The 13,546-nt window shown below is 70.2% G+C and carries 18 protein-coding genes and 1 pseudogene; 17 read left to right on the forward strand and 2 right to left on the reverse strand.

The features are described from left to right. Positions 1–76 precede the first annotated feature (76 nt). From AC5LSR_RS12440 to AC5LSR_RS12475, 8 genes are all read left to right on the forward strand, one after another. Positions 77–286 (forward strand): type II toxin-antitoxin system VapB family antitoxin, encoded by a 210-nt coding sequence (locus AC5LSR_RS12440; RefSeq protein WP_250281671.1) that lies wholly within the window; start codon positions 77–79, stop codon positions 284–286. Beyond that, the gene (locus AC5LSR_RS12445) at positions 283–720 is read left to right on the forward strand and encodes a PIN domain-containing protein (RefSeq protein WP_250292004.1); all 438 of its coding nucleotides are present in this window, start codon (positions 283–285) and stop codon (positions 718–720) included. Before AC5LSR_RS12440 ends, AC5LSR_RS12445 begins: the two co-directional genes overlap by 4 nt. Positions 721–889: 169 nt before the next feature. Beyond that, positions 890–1,417, forward strand: coding sequence for an ATP-binding protein (locus tag AC5LSR_RS12450; RefSeq protein WP_250292003.1), 528 nt, complete (start codon positions 890–892; stop codon positions 1,415–1,417). A 159-nt stretch (positions 1,418–1,576) separates the two neighbouring features. Beyond that, complete coding sequence (locus tag AC5LSR_RS12455; RefSeq protein ID WP_493464605.1) at positions 1,577–1,912, forward strand: XRE family transcriptional regulator; 336 nt, start codon at positions 1,577–1,579, stop codon at positions 1,910–1,912. 129 nt (positions 1,913–2,041) lie between these two features. Then, positions 2,042–2,338, forward strand: coding sequence for a helix-turn-helix domain-containing protein (locus AC5LSR_RS12460; RefSeq protein ID WP_250281663.1), 297 nt, complete (start codon positions 2,042–2,044; stop codon positions 2,336–2,338). Between the two features lie 323 nt (positions 2,339–2,661). Then, positions 2,662–2,892, forward strand: a complete 231-nt coding sequence (locus tag AC5LSR_RS12465) for a hypothetical protein (protein ID WP_250291999.1) — start codon at positions 2,662–2,664, stop codon at positions 2,890–2,892. Positions 2,893–3,047: 155 nt separating this feature from the next. Beyond that, complete coding sequence (locus AC5LSR_RS12470) at positions 3,048–3,248, forward strand: helix-turn-helix domain-containing protein (protein WP_493468485.1); 201 nt, start codon at positions 3,048–3,050, stop codon at positions 3,246–3,248. A gap of 395 nt (positions 3,249–3,643) precedes the next feature. Beyond that, complete coding sequence (locus AC5LSR_RS12475) at positions 3,644–4,684, forward strand: ATP-binding protein (protein ID WP_493464603.1); 1,041 nt, start codon at positions 3,644–3,646, stop codon at positions 4,682–4,684. Between the two features lie 94 nt (positions 4,685–4,778). Here the strand turns inward: AC5LSR_RS12475 and AC5LSR_RS12480 are convergent, their stop codons facing one another. Together AC5LSR_RS12480 and AC5LSR_RS12485 are read right to left on the reverse strand one after the other, a co-directional pair. Then, positions 4,779–5,186 carry a type II toxin-antitoxin system VapC family toxin gene (locus AC5LSR_RS12480; protein ID WP_250281657.1) on the reverse strand — a complete coding sequence of 136 codons (408 nt, stop codon included), beginning with the start codon at positions 5,184–5,186 and terminating at the stop codon, positions 4,779–4,781. Then, entirely contained in the window at positions 5,183–5,413 is a 231-nt protein-coding gene (locus AC5LSR_RS12485) for a FitA-like ribbon-helix-helix domain-containing protein (protein WP_250291996.1), read from the reverse strand. Before AC5LSR_RS12485 ends, AC5LSR_RS12480 begins: the two co-directional genes overlap by 4 nt. Positions 5,414–5,609: 196 nt before the next feature. Here AC5LSR_RS12485 and AC5LSR_RS12490 point away from each other — a divergent pair, with 196 nt between their 5' ends. From AC5LSR_RS12490 to AC5LSR_RS12530, 9 genes and pseudogenes are all read left to right on the forward strand, one after another. Beyond that, positions 5,610–6,164: a Uma2 family endonuclease gene (locus AC5LSR_RS12490; protein WP_493464602.1), complete on the forward strand. Its 555-nt coding sequence runs from the start codon at positions 5,610–5,612 to the stop codon at positions 6,162–6,164. A 310-nt stretch (positions 6,165–6,474) separates the two neighbouring features. Further along, the gene (locus AC5LSR_RS12495; RefSeq protein ID WP_493468481.1) at positions 6,475–6,810 is read left to right on the forward strand and encodes a hypothetical protein; all 336 of its coding nucleotides are present in this window, start codon (positions 6,475–6,477) and stop codon (positions 6,808–6,810) included. 298 nt (positions 6,811–7,108) lie between these two features. After that, the gene (locus AC5LSR_RS12500) at positions 7,109–8,035 is read left to right on the forward strand and encodes a hypothetical protein (RefSeq protein WP_250281652.1); all 927 of its coding nucleotides are present in this window, start codon (positions 7,109–7,111) and stop codon (positions 8,033–8,035) included. A 104-nt stretch (positions 8,036–8,139) separates the two neighbouring features. Further along, positions 8,140–9,276 carry a glycosyltransferase family 4 protein gene (locus AC5LSR_RS12505; protein WP_250291988.1) on the forward strand — a complete coding sequence of 379 codons (1,137 nt, stop codon included), beginning with the start codon at positions 8,140–8,142 and terminating at the stop codon, positions 9,274–9,276. A gap of 184 nt (positions 9,277–9,460) precedes the next feature. After that, positions 9,461–10,183, forward strand: coding sequence for a hypothetical protein (locus AC5LSR_RS12510; protein ID WP_250291985.1), 723 nt, complete (start codon positions 9,461–9,463; stop codon positions 10,181–10,183). Between the two features lie 61 nt (positions 10,184–10,244). Next, the gene (locus AC5LSR_RS12515; RefSeq protein ID WP_250291983.1) at positions 10,245–11,012 is read left to right on the forward strand and encodes a metallophosphoesterase family protein; all 768 of its coding nucleotides are present in this window, start codon (positions 10,245–10,247) and stop codon (positions 11,010–11,012) included. 367 nt (positions 11,013–11,379) lie between these two features. Then, complete coding sequence (locus tag AC5LSR_RS12520) at positions 11,380–11,814, forward strand: SRPBCC family protein (RefSeq protein WP_250281644.1); 435 nt, start codon at positions 11,380–11,382, stop codon at positions 11,812–11,814. 6 nt (positions 11,815–11,820) lie between these two features. Next, a complete protein-coding gene (locus tag AC5LSR_RS12525; protein ID WP_250291981.1) occupies positions 11,821–13,035 on the forward strand; it encodes an ArsA family ATPase in 1,215 nt (404 codons plus the stop codon). Then, positions 13,032–13,546 (forward strand): annotated as a pseudogene (locus AC5LSR_RS12530) (hypothetical protein); the annotation flags it as partial. The gene AC5LSR_RS12525 and the pseudogene AC5LSR_RS12530, both read left to right, overlap by 4 nt.

A 13,546-nucleotide genomic window follows, 5' to 3' on the forward strand; every position in this document is an offset into this window, starting at 1 on the left:
AGAGACGTCGTAAGTCATGATCGTCATAGCGATCCAGTATTGTTGATCGTATTGCTCGTGCTATACGATCGGATATATGAAAACGATGATCGATCTGGACGATGCCATGCTGGTGCTGGCTGCCAAAGAGCTGGGCACCACGACGAAGAAGGACACCGTCAACGCCGCGCTCGCGTTTGTGGCCAACCGCCGCCGCCGCATCGAGCAGTTGCTTGACGACCCGTATGCCCTCGGGGTCGGTCCGGACATCGCGGATCCGGAGATCATGCGGCAGGCTCGTCGGTGACCCTCCCGGTCGGTTCCGGCCAGCTCTATCTGATCGACACGTCGGCACACGCGCGGACCGGCCACCCGGCGGTCCGCAACGTCATCGCCGGGCTCATCGCCGACCGGGCCGCGGCCACCTGTGTGACTGTCGACCTGGAGGCCGGCTACTCCGGCCGTGACCTCATCGATGTACGTACGATCGCCGAGCGACGCAGGACTCTCTACGTGACGCTGCCGATCAGCGAGGCTGTCGCCGAGCGGGCACGTGATGTCCAGGTCCGGATGGCCGCCCGGGGCCACCACCGTGCCGCTGGAGTGATCGATCTGCTTACCGCCGCGGTGGCCGAACATCATCGTGCGGTCATCCTGCACTACGACGCCGACTTCGAGCACATCGCGGCCACCACCGGGCAGCCGCACGCGTGGATCGCACCACGCGGCACTCTCTCCTGACATTCAGCCTTTTAGGGGGCGTTCTACTCGTTGTCGCCGAGCCTCAGCTTGAGTTGATCTTTGGGGTGGTCGGTGGAGCGGGCTGGGGCAGGACGAACAAGCCGGTATCGGGCTCGGTGAGAACACCCCGTTCCACCAGCCGTTCCAACCGGGCTCGCATGCTCTCGACATGCCGGGGCCCAGCGTCCCCACTCAGCGTCCGGCACACCACCGCCTCGTCGTGTCGAACCCCGGGGGGCTGTATGGAATCACCGTTGACCGGCTGGGCCGCGACTATGTGACCTCAGCGCGCAACGCACGCCTCGTCGATATCTGCCAGTATGTGCGGTCCCCGAGTACCGGAGCGCGGGTTATCGAGGCCCTCGCGACCGGCATCCCCGCGGTCACGGAGGCACTCGCCACCCAGGGCCTCCCGCCGGCGCACTACGTTGACAACGGCATCCGATTCACCGTGGTCCTTCATCAGGCTCAGGCTCAGGCTCAGGCACGGCCGGTGCTCACCCACGTCGAACAGCGGGTCCTCGATGCCGTCAACAACGGCATCGAGACCGCCAACGACCTGGCCGCCGAGCTCGATGTAACCGCGCAGTATGTGCGCAAGATCCTCCGCGGCCTGCGCGAGCGCGGAATGATCACTCAGCAGGGCGGAAGGGGACGGCGCACCGTTTACCACCCTACGGGCCGTTCGGGATCTTAGCGGCCGGTAGGCGTCGGCGCTGGCAGTAGATCGGAGACAGCGTTCCCCGTCGGAGACAAGTCCGGCAACCGGCAGGGGTGGTACGAGGTGGCGGTCCCGCTCGCCGAGGCACGCCACGCCGAACATCTGGTAGCGCTGGAAGAGGGAGGCTGATCGACGATGAGCGGACGAACCGCCGCCGGCTGGCACACCTACGAGGACACCGGCGAACTGCTCGCTGAACTCGGCCTCGACGACGCCGACATGACCCGGGCACGTGAGGTCGCCGAAGATCACATCCGGGCGTGGCATCTCGCCCAGGTCCGTGCCGAGCAGGACCGCACCCAGTCCGACCTCGCCGCCGCGATGGGGGTCTCCCAGCCGCGCGTCTCCGCCCTCGAACGGGGCGAACTCGACAGCGTCACCATCTCTACCCTGCGTGCCTACGTCAGTGCCCTCGGCGGCAAGCTCCGCATCGTCGCTGACTTCGGCGATCGGGAGTACCGCCTGACCTGACGCCAACGACCGGTAGCGTGGCACAAAGGCCGGTAACCGTTGCCGACCTGGGACAGGTGACGGTTCGCGCGTCCGGCGGTCAAGCTGTCCGGTCTCGGCCGGCATGCCGGTCAACTTCAGAGGACGGCGGTGGCTGAGCGGGCGGACTGGGCGGAGCTGAGGGAACGGCGGATGGGCGAGCCGGGCGCGCGGGAGGCGTACCAGGCGGCCAGGCTGGCGTTCGAGCTGGGCCGAGCGGTGCGGGAGCTGCGCCTGCGGCGTGCCTGGAGCCAGGCTGAGCTGGCTCGGACGGCAGGTATGACCCAGTCGGCGGTGGCCCGGTTCGAGGCCGGCGGGACGGTACCCGCACTCCCCGTGCTGGGGCGGCTGGCCGAGGCTCTCGACGCTGACCTCGACGTTCGCGTCACCCCTCGTTCCGCGGCGTAGGCGACAGCGGTGGCCACGGGATTCGCCGGGGGCGTGGTCTCGCCAGGTTCACGGAACGTACGTTCGACGACATCGACATCGACATCGACATCGAGCCGTGCCACTGGCGGAAACATCCACCCAACTCGATGAGTGCAATCAATGCGCCTTCGCCGACAGCCGCCAGCGATCAAGGAAAGTGTGAAAGTCGAGCACGTGATGACAGCTTCCGCATCTACCACGCCGGTTGAGGCGTGCCGTGCAGATCTTCTTGTGTCGCCCGACGATTTCAAACGAGTCTGTCGCGTTCACCGGGTCCTTGGTTGGCAAGCATGATGTCTTGTATGCGGACCACCTTGACCATCGATGATGACGTCGCCCGGCTGATCGAGGAGGCTGTCCACCGCGAGCGTCGCCCCATGAAGCAGATCGTCAACGACGCGTTGTGGCGCGCCTTGGCGCCGCCCGATGCCAGACAGGAGCCATACCGTCTGACACCGCACGAGTCGGCTGTACGGCCGGGATTCGATCCGTCTGGTTTCAACCGGCTCGCCGACGAACTGGAGGACGAGTAGATCATGGATAATGTGCGGCAGCCTCGTGATCGTCCTCGACGTCAATCTGCTGCTTTGCACGGTCATCTCAGGCTTCCCGCAGCACTCGCGGGCGCACGCGTGGTGGGAACAGGCTGTCAACAGACCTGCCCGTGTTGGTCTGACCCAGCCTGACGCTGTCTGCTCAGGAGGCGGCAGACCTGCTGGGCATCTCGCGCACCACGCTGGTCCGGCTGTTGGAGAGCGGCGTCATTCCGTTCGAGAAACCGAGCCGCCACCGCGAGGTCCGGCTCGACGACCTGCTCGAATACCGCAGGCGTCAGCGCAACGCGGCCGTAGATCACCTGAAAGCACCCAGGGTGCCTACCGGCCCGTAGGCGCGCCAGCGGCGCACATCGCACAGGGTGTCGTCCATTGTCTTCCGGTAGTTATTTTGTTAACTGTGCCGCGTCTGGCGGATTCGTGGCCGCATGGGTGGCGCCCAGGTGCCGTTCGCGGTCTTGTCGCCACCACCAACGGTTCCTGTCTGGTGATCCGAGCGGCCACGCGGCGGCGAAGCGGACAAGGCCCAGTTCGTCGAGCTGGGCATCGCCGTGGTCTCGAGTCTGTTCGACGAGGTCCTCTATGCCAGCCTTCGACAGTTCCGGCTACGGAAAGTCGTGTCTACCTCCCCACTTCTGTGGTGTGCCATCTAGCAGAACCCCCTACCTTCTGTGGTGAGACAAGGGCGAAAACCCCTACCTTCTGTGGTGCCGGCAGGTAGCCGCGGTCCATGCGAGACGACGAGCTGCGCCGCGTCCTCGCCGATGCGAACCCGTGGTGGGCAAGCGCGGCAGCCGGTACGGACCCGACGGCGTGGGCTCGCGCCAACCGCGTCCTGCGCGGCCGGGCCGGTTCCGGGGCCGGGCACCGCATCCGCCAACTCCTCCCGATGGGTTTCCGTGACTACCTCACCGCCACCCACCCCCGGCTGCCTCTCCCACCGGTCAGCCATCCCGGTGAGCTCGACAGCACATCGGCGGCCGGCGCGCTGTCCGCCCTCGCGTTCAGCGTCGACGACTTCGACCTCGCCTGGCAGGACTACCTGACCTGCGGCGGTTTCCCCCGCGCGGTCGCCGAGCACCACCGCGCCGGCGCCGTCAGCCCCACCTACCTGCGCGACCTGCTCGCCTGGCTGCGCGCGGACGTCGATCCAGAGGCGTCCACCGACTCCGTCCCGCTCCTGCTCACCGGAATCGCCGCGCGCATGACCAGCCCGCTGAACCTCACCGCCACCGCCGCCGAACTCGGCTACCCCAACCGCGACCTGTTCGAACGCCGCATCATCCGCCTGGTCAACTCACACGCCGCCCTGCGCTGCCGCCAGCGCACCGACGACGGCCGGGCCGTCGCCGGGACCCGGCACAAGCTGTATCTCACCGACCCGCTCCTCGCCTGGCTGCCGGCACTGACCAGCCCCGGCCTGCCCCGCCCGGAGTTCCCCGCACTGAGCGAGATGGCCCTCGCCGTCGCCCTCGCCCGTGCCGTCGACCAGCACGACGAAGGACGCTGGATCGCCGACGACACCATCGGCTATGCCCGCACCGGCTCCGGTGGCGAGATCGACCTCAGCCCTGTCCGTATCCCCGGCACCGCCGGCCCCATGGCGACCACCCCCATCGAATCCAAGTGGATCGACACCGGCTGGCGCGCCGAAGCCCGCCGCATCGACGCCAGGTACGGCCACGGCATCCTCGCCACCAAATCCATCCTCGACCTCGACCACCCGGTCAGGGCCGTCCCGGCGCCCATGCTCGCCAGCCTCCTCGGCTGAGGCCGGGTGGTACTTCAGGCGACGGCCTTCGGCGAGCGCCTGCTGACGGCACGCGGCAGTCCACGCACAGCCTGATGACCGTTCTGACGCAACGTCAGGCGAAGAGCTCGACAGCGCATGTGGCCGCGCCGCTGCGCGCGATGCGGGCGTCGCTGGTGATCAGGGGAAGTCCCAGCGCCTCGGCGAGGGCCACGTACTGCGCGTCGTACGCGCTGAGGTTGTGATGCAGTTCGCGGACCCGCCGCCAGAGGATCAGTGTCTCGTGCCGCACGAGCGGCAGTATCTGGTAATCGGCGACGGCCTTCGTCGTCTCTCGTTCGGTGATCTTGTTGCCTCGAAGCATCCCGAACAGCGCCGAGACCACTTCGTAGTCGAGCAGGCCAGGTGCCGCGAGCGACTCGAGGCTGGCGAGCCGGCGGCGTACGGCGGCTCCACCCGCACCCTGGTCTGTCAGCGTCCGTACCAGCGCCGAACAGTCGATCACGGCCGCTACATCGCTCAACGGCGTTGCCTGCCGTCGTCGATCGCGGCAAGGATGTCCGAGGTGCTGACGTCGGACCGTGTCTCGCGGTCGAGGCGGGTCATCATGTCCGCCAGGGACGGCGTCCGTGCGTCGCGCGTGACCAGGTCGAGCAGGTACGTCTGTAGGCTGCGTCCCCCCTTCGCTGCCTTGATTTTCAACGCTTCGAGGGTGGACTCGGAGACGTCGCGGATAGTGATCGCAGTCATGCCTGCATTTTACCTACAGTGCCTGCGATACGCCATCGAGATCGTTAGTGGCGGACGAAGAGCGTGTCCGAGATCGTTCCATCCGTGGGCAATGATCGTTGAGGACCGGTCCGGCTACCCGAGACGGCGGCGTTACGCTGGCTCGGGAGGATCAGGCCGTCGGGTCGCCTGGAGGAGGTGTGCCATCGCCACGGAGATGATTGCTCCCGCCTGGATGCACCAGCAGATCACGGTGGAGCAGTACGACTCCTGGTCCGAGGAGCAGTGCGCGGGCATCGAGATCGTGGACGGGACGGTCGTCGTGAGCCCTCGTGCGTCCAAGCGCCACAACCGGCTGGTCAAGATTCTTGCGGTCGCGCTGGAGGCAGCTGCCGGGCCGGGCTGGAACGCGGATTTCGGCTTCGATGTTCGGCTACAGGAGGTGCCGCTGACGAACCGGCGCCCGGACGTCGTCGTGTACCGCGCCGACACGATCGACATCATGCCGGCCCGTTCCGAGCACATCCTGCTTGTCGTCGAGGTCGTCTCACCGGGCTCGGAGACGACCGACCGGGTCGTCAAGGCCGAGCAGTACGCACGGGCCGGGATCTCGTACTACTGGCGGGTCGAGCAGCCCCCCGCGGGCGTCCCGGTCGTCCGCACCTACGTCATCGATCCGGCGACCAGGGCATACCGTGACGATGAGGTCTTCACGGGTGTCGTTGACGCCGTCGCGCCTTTCCCCGTCAAGATCGACCTTGCTCGGCTGTAGCGGCGTCAAGCCTGGGCTTTCTGGTGGGGTCAGGGGCTGGGTGGCCAGGTCTCGTTCTTCGTCCGGGCTGTGCTGGGTTCTCCTGCTGGTCCCGGCATCCTTCCTCTGGCGGCCTCGGCATCATTCCTGATTCATGCTTTCGGTCTGGTCGTCGCGCTGTCCGGTGGACCGCTGGGGGTGTCGGGGCGGAAAAGTTGTCGGACCTGGTGCCTACGGTGGGTCCCGACGCGATCGCGTCACCCGTGGCGGTCATGTCATGACCGTTCGGGTCGGCTCGAGGCGGCCGGTTCCGGCCGGGGAGGCGGAGACGATGCTGATCGACTGTGGCACCTGCGTGGTGCGCGGGGCCGCGTGTGGGGACTGCGTGGTGCGTGTTCTGCTGGAGCCCGCCGGCGGTGTCGTCGACTGGGACGACAACGAGCAGCGGGCCGTGGACGCTCTCGCCGCCGGTGGCCTGATCCCACGCTCCCGGTTCGTCCCCCCGGTGGCGTCCGCGACGCCCAGGAAGGCCAGGGAGACCAGGAACGCCGAGGACGCCGAGGACGCCGGGAACGCCGAGAGCGCGGCGCCGGTGCCGATGGCGCAGGTGCTGCCGTTGCCCCGTCCCGTGAACGGCCCCCGTGAACGCGCCCGCCGGACCGGTTAGCCCACATCCTTCCCCCGCGGCGGCGCGTCACGGCCGGGCCGGCCGGGTGAGCCGGGCCGGGCGGTGGCTCCGGCGGCGCGTGCTGGTGGTGATGGTGGCTGTCTGCGTGGCGGCCGCCGTCGGGATGGTGCCAGCTGTCACCGGCCAGGCAGGTCAGGAGCGTGACGGTCAGGCAGTTGCCGGTCGGGGAAATGCCGTTCTCGGGGACGCGGCGGGTGCGGCCCGGCCACAGCCCGTGCCGCGCCCGGCCGGTCGGGGCCTGGCTGGGCAGGGGGCGGCTGGGCAGCCGGCCGGGCGTTTGCTGGTCGTCGGGGGCGCGCCGTCGTCGCGGCTGGACCAGGTGCGCCGTGACGCCGACGAGGCGCTGCGTTATGTGCGCGGTGTCTGGGACGGGCCGTGGGCCGACCGGGTCGTGGTGGAGGTTCCCGCGGACGGCGCAGGCTTCCGTGCCGCGTCGGGGCGGGCAGGCGGTGAGGCCGCGGTCGCGGTGCTCCCGTGGAAGGCCGGGGGAGCCGGTGCTCCCGGGCCGTCGTCCGATGGCATCGGGGGCGGTGCTCCGCCGCCGGGGTGCCCATCGGGTGGATGCCCTTCCGGAGCGTTGCCCGATGGCGGCACCGGCAGTGGTACCAGTAGTGGCACCGGAGGTGGTATCAGTAGTGGTACCGGCAGTGGCGTCGGCAGTGGCACCGGCCATGGTGCCGGCGGCGGGAGCGGGGATGACGGGCCGGGTGCTGGTCGTGTGATCGTCGATCCGGAGGTCTACGACCGGCTGAGCGCCGAGGGGCGGCAGGTGGTGCTGCGGCACGAGTTCACCCACCTGGCCAGCGCGGACGTGACCGGGGCGGGCACCCCGACGTGGCTGGTGGAGGGGCTCGCCGAGACCGTGGGCCACGCCGGGGTACGGCTGGCGGTGGCCCGGGCGGCCACGGAACTGGCCGCCGAGGTACGCGCGGGCCGGCTACCGGACGCGCTGCCCGACGACGCGGCGTTCTCCGCGACGGACGGGAGCGTCCCCGTCCGCTACCAGCAGGCGTGGCTGGCCTGCCGGCTGATCGCGGACCGGGCCGGCCTGGACGGGCTGGTCAGGTTCTACCGGCAGGCCGGGACCGGCGCCGGCGACCCGCAGGCGCGGCTGGCCGATGCGCTGCGGGCGGTCCTGGGCGTCACCGAGGCCGATTTCGTCGCACAGTGGAGATCATATATGGACGTACAGTTACGCCCCTGACCGCTTGCGGTCGCTGGGGGAGCCGTCCCGCTCCGGTCGGGATGTCTCCTGTCACGGGCTGCCTGCCGTCGGGGCGTTCTGGCGGGATGCTGGAGGATGGCCCGATGCGGGTGCTGGTCGTAAGCAATGACTTTCCGCCGCGTCCCGGTGGGATTCAGGCATATGTGTACAACTTCGCCAGCCGGTTACCCGCCGCGGAGGTGATCGTCTACGCTCCCGCGTGGCGGGGCGCGGGCGCGTTCGACGCGGCCGCGCCGTTCCCCGTGGTGCGGCATCCGACGACCCTGATGCTGCCCGTCCCGGACGTGCAGCGCCGGGCCCGGGCGATCGCCCGTTCGGAGAAGTGCGACGTCGTCTGGTTCGGGGCGGCCGCGCCGCTGGGCCTGCTCGCGGCCGGCCTGCGCCGCGACCCGGGGGTGGACCGGATCGTCGCGAGCACGCACGGTCACGAGGTGGGCTGGGCGGTGCTGCCGGGCCCGCGGCAGGTGCTGCGCCGCATCGGGCGGACGGTCGACGCCGTCACCTACCTGACCGACTACACCAGGACGCGGCTCGCGCCGGCCCTCGGCCACCGGCCGGCCCTCGCCCGGCTGCCCGGCGGCGTCGACACCGGGTTCTTCCGGCCGGGTGTGGGACGCGACGACATCCGCCGGCGGCACGGCCTCGCCGACCGTCCGGTCGTGGTGTGCGTGAGCAGGCTGGTCGAGCGCAAGGGGCAGGACATGCTGATCAGGGCACTGCCGGCCTGGCGCCGCCGGGCGCCCGGGACGGCGCTGCTGCTCGTCGGCGGGGGCCCGCACCGGCCGGCGCTGCAACGGCTGGCCCGGGACGCCGGGGTGGCCGAGCACGTGGTGATGACCGGTTCGGTCCCCTGGGAGGAACTGCCCGCCCACTACGCCGCCGGTGACGTCTTCGCGATGCCGTGCCGGACGCGGCGGGCGGGCCTGGAGGTCGAAGGCCTCGGGATCGTCTACCTGGAGGCGTCGGCCACGGGGCTGCCGGTCGTCGCCGGGCGCAGCGGCGGGGCGCCGGACGCGGTGCTCGACGGCCGGACCGGGACCGTCGTCGACGGCGGCGACCCGCGGGCGGTGACCGATGCCGTCGGCGCACTGCTGGCCGATCCCGACCGGGCCCGGGCCATGGGCGCGGCCGGCCGCGCCTGGGTCGAGGAGGCCTGGCGCTGGGACGTCCTCGCGGCCCGGCTGCGCGACCTGCTGCTCCCGGACGCCGCCCAGGCGTGATCCGGCAGGCATGACCACGACAGGCCTGACCGCGCCAGGTCTGATTACCGACAGGCATGTTTTATGTCGTGGCCCGCACGCCGTGTCACGCTCCTCGTGGTCCGGCCGACGCGCCGGCCGCGCGCGCCGGCCGCCGCGGCCGTGTCCCGCCCAGCGGCGCCCGCCGTCTGACATGATCCCGGACGTGAGTCCCTCGCCCGTGCAGATCGATCTGGTCGACGAGGTCTTCCTGGCCGTCGACCCGGCTGTGGTGTCCACGGCCGTCCACGACCCGGCATGGTGGCGCGCGCTGTGGCCGGATCTCGAGCTCACCGTCTTCCAGGACCGGGGTGCCGAGGGGCTGCGCTTCACGGTGACCGGCGCGCTGGTCGGGACCAGCGAGATCTGGCTCGAGCCGTGGGGCGACGGGGCCGTCGCGCACGTCTTCCTGCGGGCGGACGCCACCCACCGGGGACGGCCGGCCGAGGCCCGCCGGCTGCGTCCACGCGCCGCGACACGGTGGGCGCGCCGCCGCTCGCTGCACACCAAGCGCCAGCTCAACGTGCTCAAGGATGTCCTTGAGGCGGGCCGCGCGCCCGGCGAGCCGGCGGTGGCGCCTCCACCGCAGCCCACGGCATCCACCGGGCCCACTTCCACCGAGCCTGCTTCTACTGGGCCTGAGGCCAGCGTGGGCGCAGCGGGACCCGCCGGGCAGCCCGGGCGGTTCGCGGCACCCGGCACGCAGGCCGCGGAACCGGCGGAACTCGCCGGGCAGCCCACGGACGCCACGAGAGCCGCGGTGCCTACCGTGGAACTCGTGGAATCCGCGGCACCGGTCATACACCCCGTGAAACCGGCGGAACCCGCGGGGCCCGCCGTGCCACGGGCACCATCCGCCGATTCCCCGGGACGGCCGGTATCCCGTTGAGCCGGGCGGGGGGCTGCGTACGGCGGGTTTTTCGGGCGGGGTGACCGTAGGCTTGGCCGGTATGAGGGTCCATGTGGTCAGTGATGTTCATGGCCGCGCAGACGCGCTTGCCGCCGCCGGGCAGGGGGCCGACGCCCTCATCTGTCTCGGGGACCTTCTTCTCTACGTGGACTACCGGGACCACAGCCGTGGGATCATGGGCGACCTGTTCGGCCCGGAGGCGGTCGGGAAAATGATTCGGCTGCGGACCGAGCAGCGTTTCGACGAAGCCCGTGAATGGTCCCACGGGTTGTGGGCCACCTTGGGTGACGACCGCCAGGCGATCATCGAGCGGGCGATCCGCCGGCAGTACGAACAGTTGTTCGCAGCCTTTCCCACGCCGACTTTCCTGACCTATGGCAACGTCGATCTCCCACATCTCTACCTGGACTATCTGCGGGACGGCGTCACGCTGCTCGACGGCGAGACGACCGAGATCGGCGGGCTGCGGTTCGGTTTCGTCGGCGGAGGTTTACGCACCCCCATGCGCACCCCGTACGAGATCGACGACGAGACCTATGCCGCGAAGGTCGCGGCGGTCGGGGCGGTGGACGTCCTGTGCTGTCACATCCCGCCGCACCTGCCCGAGCTCGTGTACGACACGGTGGCCCGGCGTTACGAACGGGGCAGTGTCGCGGTGCTGGAGGCCATTCACGACGTGAAGCCTCGCTACGTGTTGTTCGGACATGTTCACCAGCCGTATCGTGATGTGCTCGACATCGGGTCGACGCGCTGCGTCAACGTCGGACATTTCAATGCCCGGGGAACGCCTTTCGTACTCGAGTGGTAGGCGGCCCGCCGTGGGTGCTCGCGTGGTGGGCGGCCTGGCCGCAGGCGCTGGTAGCCCGGGTATCGGGCTGTGCTGTCGGCGGCCCGTCGACGGTCTCCCGGCGATTTGTCGGTGTTCCACGGATGCTCCACGGATGCTCCACAGACGGTCTACTGATGGCCCGCGGATGACGTGCGGATGTCCTGTGGACGACTCGCCAGCCACGGACGCGCCCGCCGTGTCCGTGCCTGGTCCGGTAGCCTCGTCGACTGGTCAGGATGATTATCCTGACGTGTGGAGAGATCCTGGATGCCTCAGTAGCCAGGATGTAACCGGGATGCCAGCAGTGTCGGGTATGCCCGGGCGAGTTGTGGAGGCAGTGTCACCAATGGCGGAGCACGCCCGAGCCAGTACCACGATCAATGCCAAGCCCGCGGCTGTGATGGCGGCGATTGCTGATATAAGCGCATATTCGACCTGGTCAGGGCCGGTGGAACGGGCCGAGGTCGTCGTGCCCGGCCCGGACGGCCGTCCTCGACGGGCCCGTTTCCTGGTCAACGCCGTGGTGGCGAAGGAGGAATTCGTCACCGAGTACACCTGGTGCGGTGACGACTCGGTGAGCTGGACTCTCGTCGAGGGGAAAAACCTGGTCGCGCAGAACGGCAGCTACGTTCTGCGCGACCTCGGTGACGGCCGGACCGAGGTCACCTACGACCTCACCGTCGAGCTGAAGGTCAAGATTCCGAGCCTGATCCGGCGCAAGGTACAAAGCGGTGTCGTCGACGCCGCGCTGAGGGATCTCAAGAAACACCTCGAGAGCTGACCACGCGTGCGATGCGTGCTCTTCGCGGGCAAAGGGGGCGTCGGGACGACCACGGTCGCCGCGGCCACGGCCACGCTGGCCGCCCAGCGTGGTAACCGGACGCTGGTGATGTCCGCGGACCCGGCGGGAGGCCTCGCGGCGGTTCTCGACCATCCGCTGGACACGGCCCCCGTTGAGATCGAAGCCGGCCTGTTCGCCCAGCGTGTGGACACCCAGCGTGCCTTCGAGGACCGCTGGTGGACGATACAGGCCGCCCTGGGCCGGCTGTGGGAGGTCACCGGAGCGGACCCGATCGAGCCCGGTGAACTGACGGTGCTGCCCGGCGCCGGGGAGGTGCTGGCCCTGCTGCACCTGCTCGACCAGATCAGGTCCGGGGACTACGACGTCGTCGTGGTCGACGCCGGCCCGATCGCCCGCTTACTGCGCCTGCTGACCCTGCCGGAGACACTGCTGTGGTACCTGCGCCGGGTCGTTCCGATCGACGGCCGGCTCGCCCACCTGCTGCGCGGCAGCCCGTGGCGGCTGGGCCGTCCCACCTGGCCGGACGCCGTGGCCGGGCCGCTCGCCGGGGCCGCCGCGCGGCTTCAGCAGATCATGGACGAGGTCCGTGACGTCCTGTCCGACCCGTCGCGCTCCAGCGTGCGGCTCGTACTGACCCCCGAGACCGTCGTGGCCTCCCGGACCAGGGCCGCGGTGGGCGCGCTGGCGCTGTACGGGTTCGGGGTGGACGCCATGGTGGCCAACCGGGTGCACGTCGCCACCGGGGGAGATGCCTGGCGGGCCGGCTGGGCGGCCGCCCACCGTGAGCAGTTAGCGGCCGTCGAGCGCTCCTTCGCGCCGATCCCGGTCCTGCGCGCGGCCTACCGGGCCGGTGAGCCGGTCGGCCTGGAAGAGCTCGCGGCCTTTGCCGCGGGCACCTACTCGGCCCTCGACCCGGTCGCCGTCCTCGGCGGTGGCGGGTGGGCCGGGATCGGCCCGCTGCGGGTCGAGCGGGCCGGGAACGGCTTCTCGATCTCGATCACCCTGCCGTTCGTGGAGCGTTCCGAGATCGCTCTCGCCCGCGTCGGCGCGGACGAGCTGATGGTCTCGGTCGGGTCGCAGCGGCGGATGCTCACCCTGCCATCCGCGCTGCGCCGGTGCGACGTCACCGGCGCGGTGCTGCGCGACGATCGGCTGGTGGTCTCCTTCGTGCCGGACCCGGACCTGTGGGTCCGTACATGACCATGCCAGCGCCGGGCCCGCTCGCCCAGGAGGCCGCCCTGCTCGCCGCGGCCGTGCGTGACCTGCTGCTGACGAACCCGGCGGCCCAGGCCCACGCCACCCACACCGGCGGCCACGCCACCCACACTGAAGGTAACGCCACACACGCCAGCGGTCACATCGGCCACGCCGGCGGCCACACCGGCCACACCGGCCACACCGACGGCCACGCCGGTCACAGCGGCTATGCCACCCATACCGGCTACACCGGTCACAACGGCCGTCCTGGTGACGACACCCACGTCGGCAATAACGATCATATCGGTCATGCCGGGGCTGCCGGCCCCGGCTGGACGGGATCCGGGCGCCGCGCCGCCGCACCGCCCGGCGGGGCCGGTGACGCGGGCGGCGGTGCCGGCTGCGACTGCGGCCTGCGCCCGGAGGGCCATCACAACGCCCGTCCGGACGCCGCGGCGATGACCATGTGCCAGGTGTGTCCGCTCTGCCGGGTGGTCAACACCCTGGCCGCGGG

The organism is Protofrankia sp. CiP1_Cm_nod4 (genome assembly GCF_982290645.1).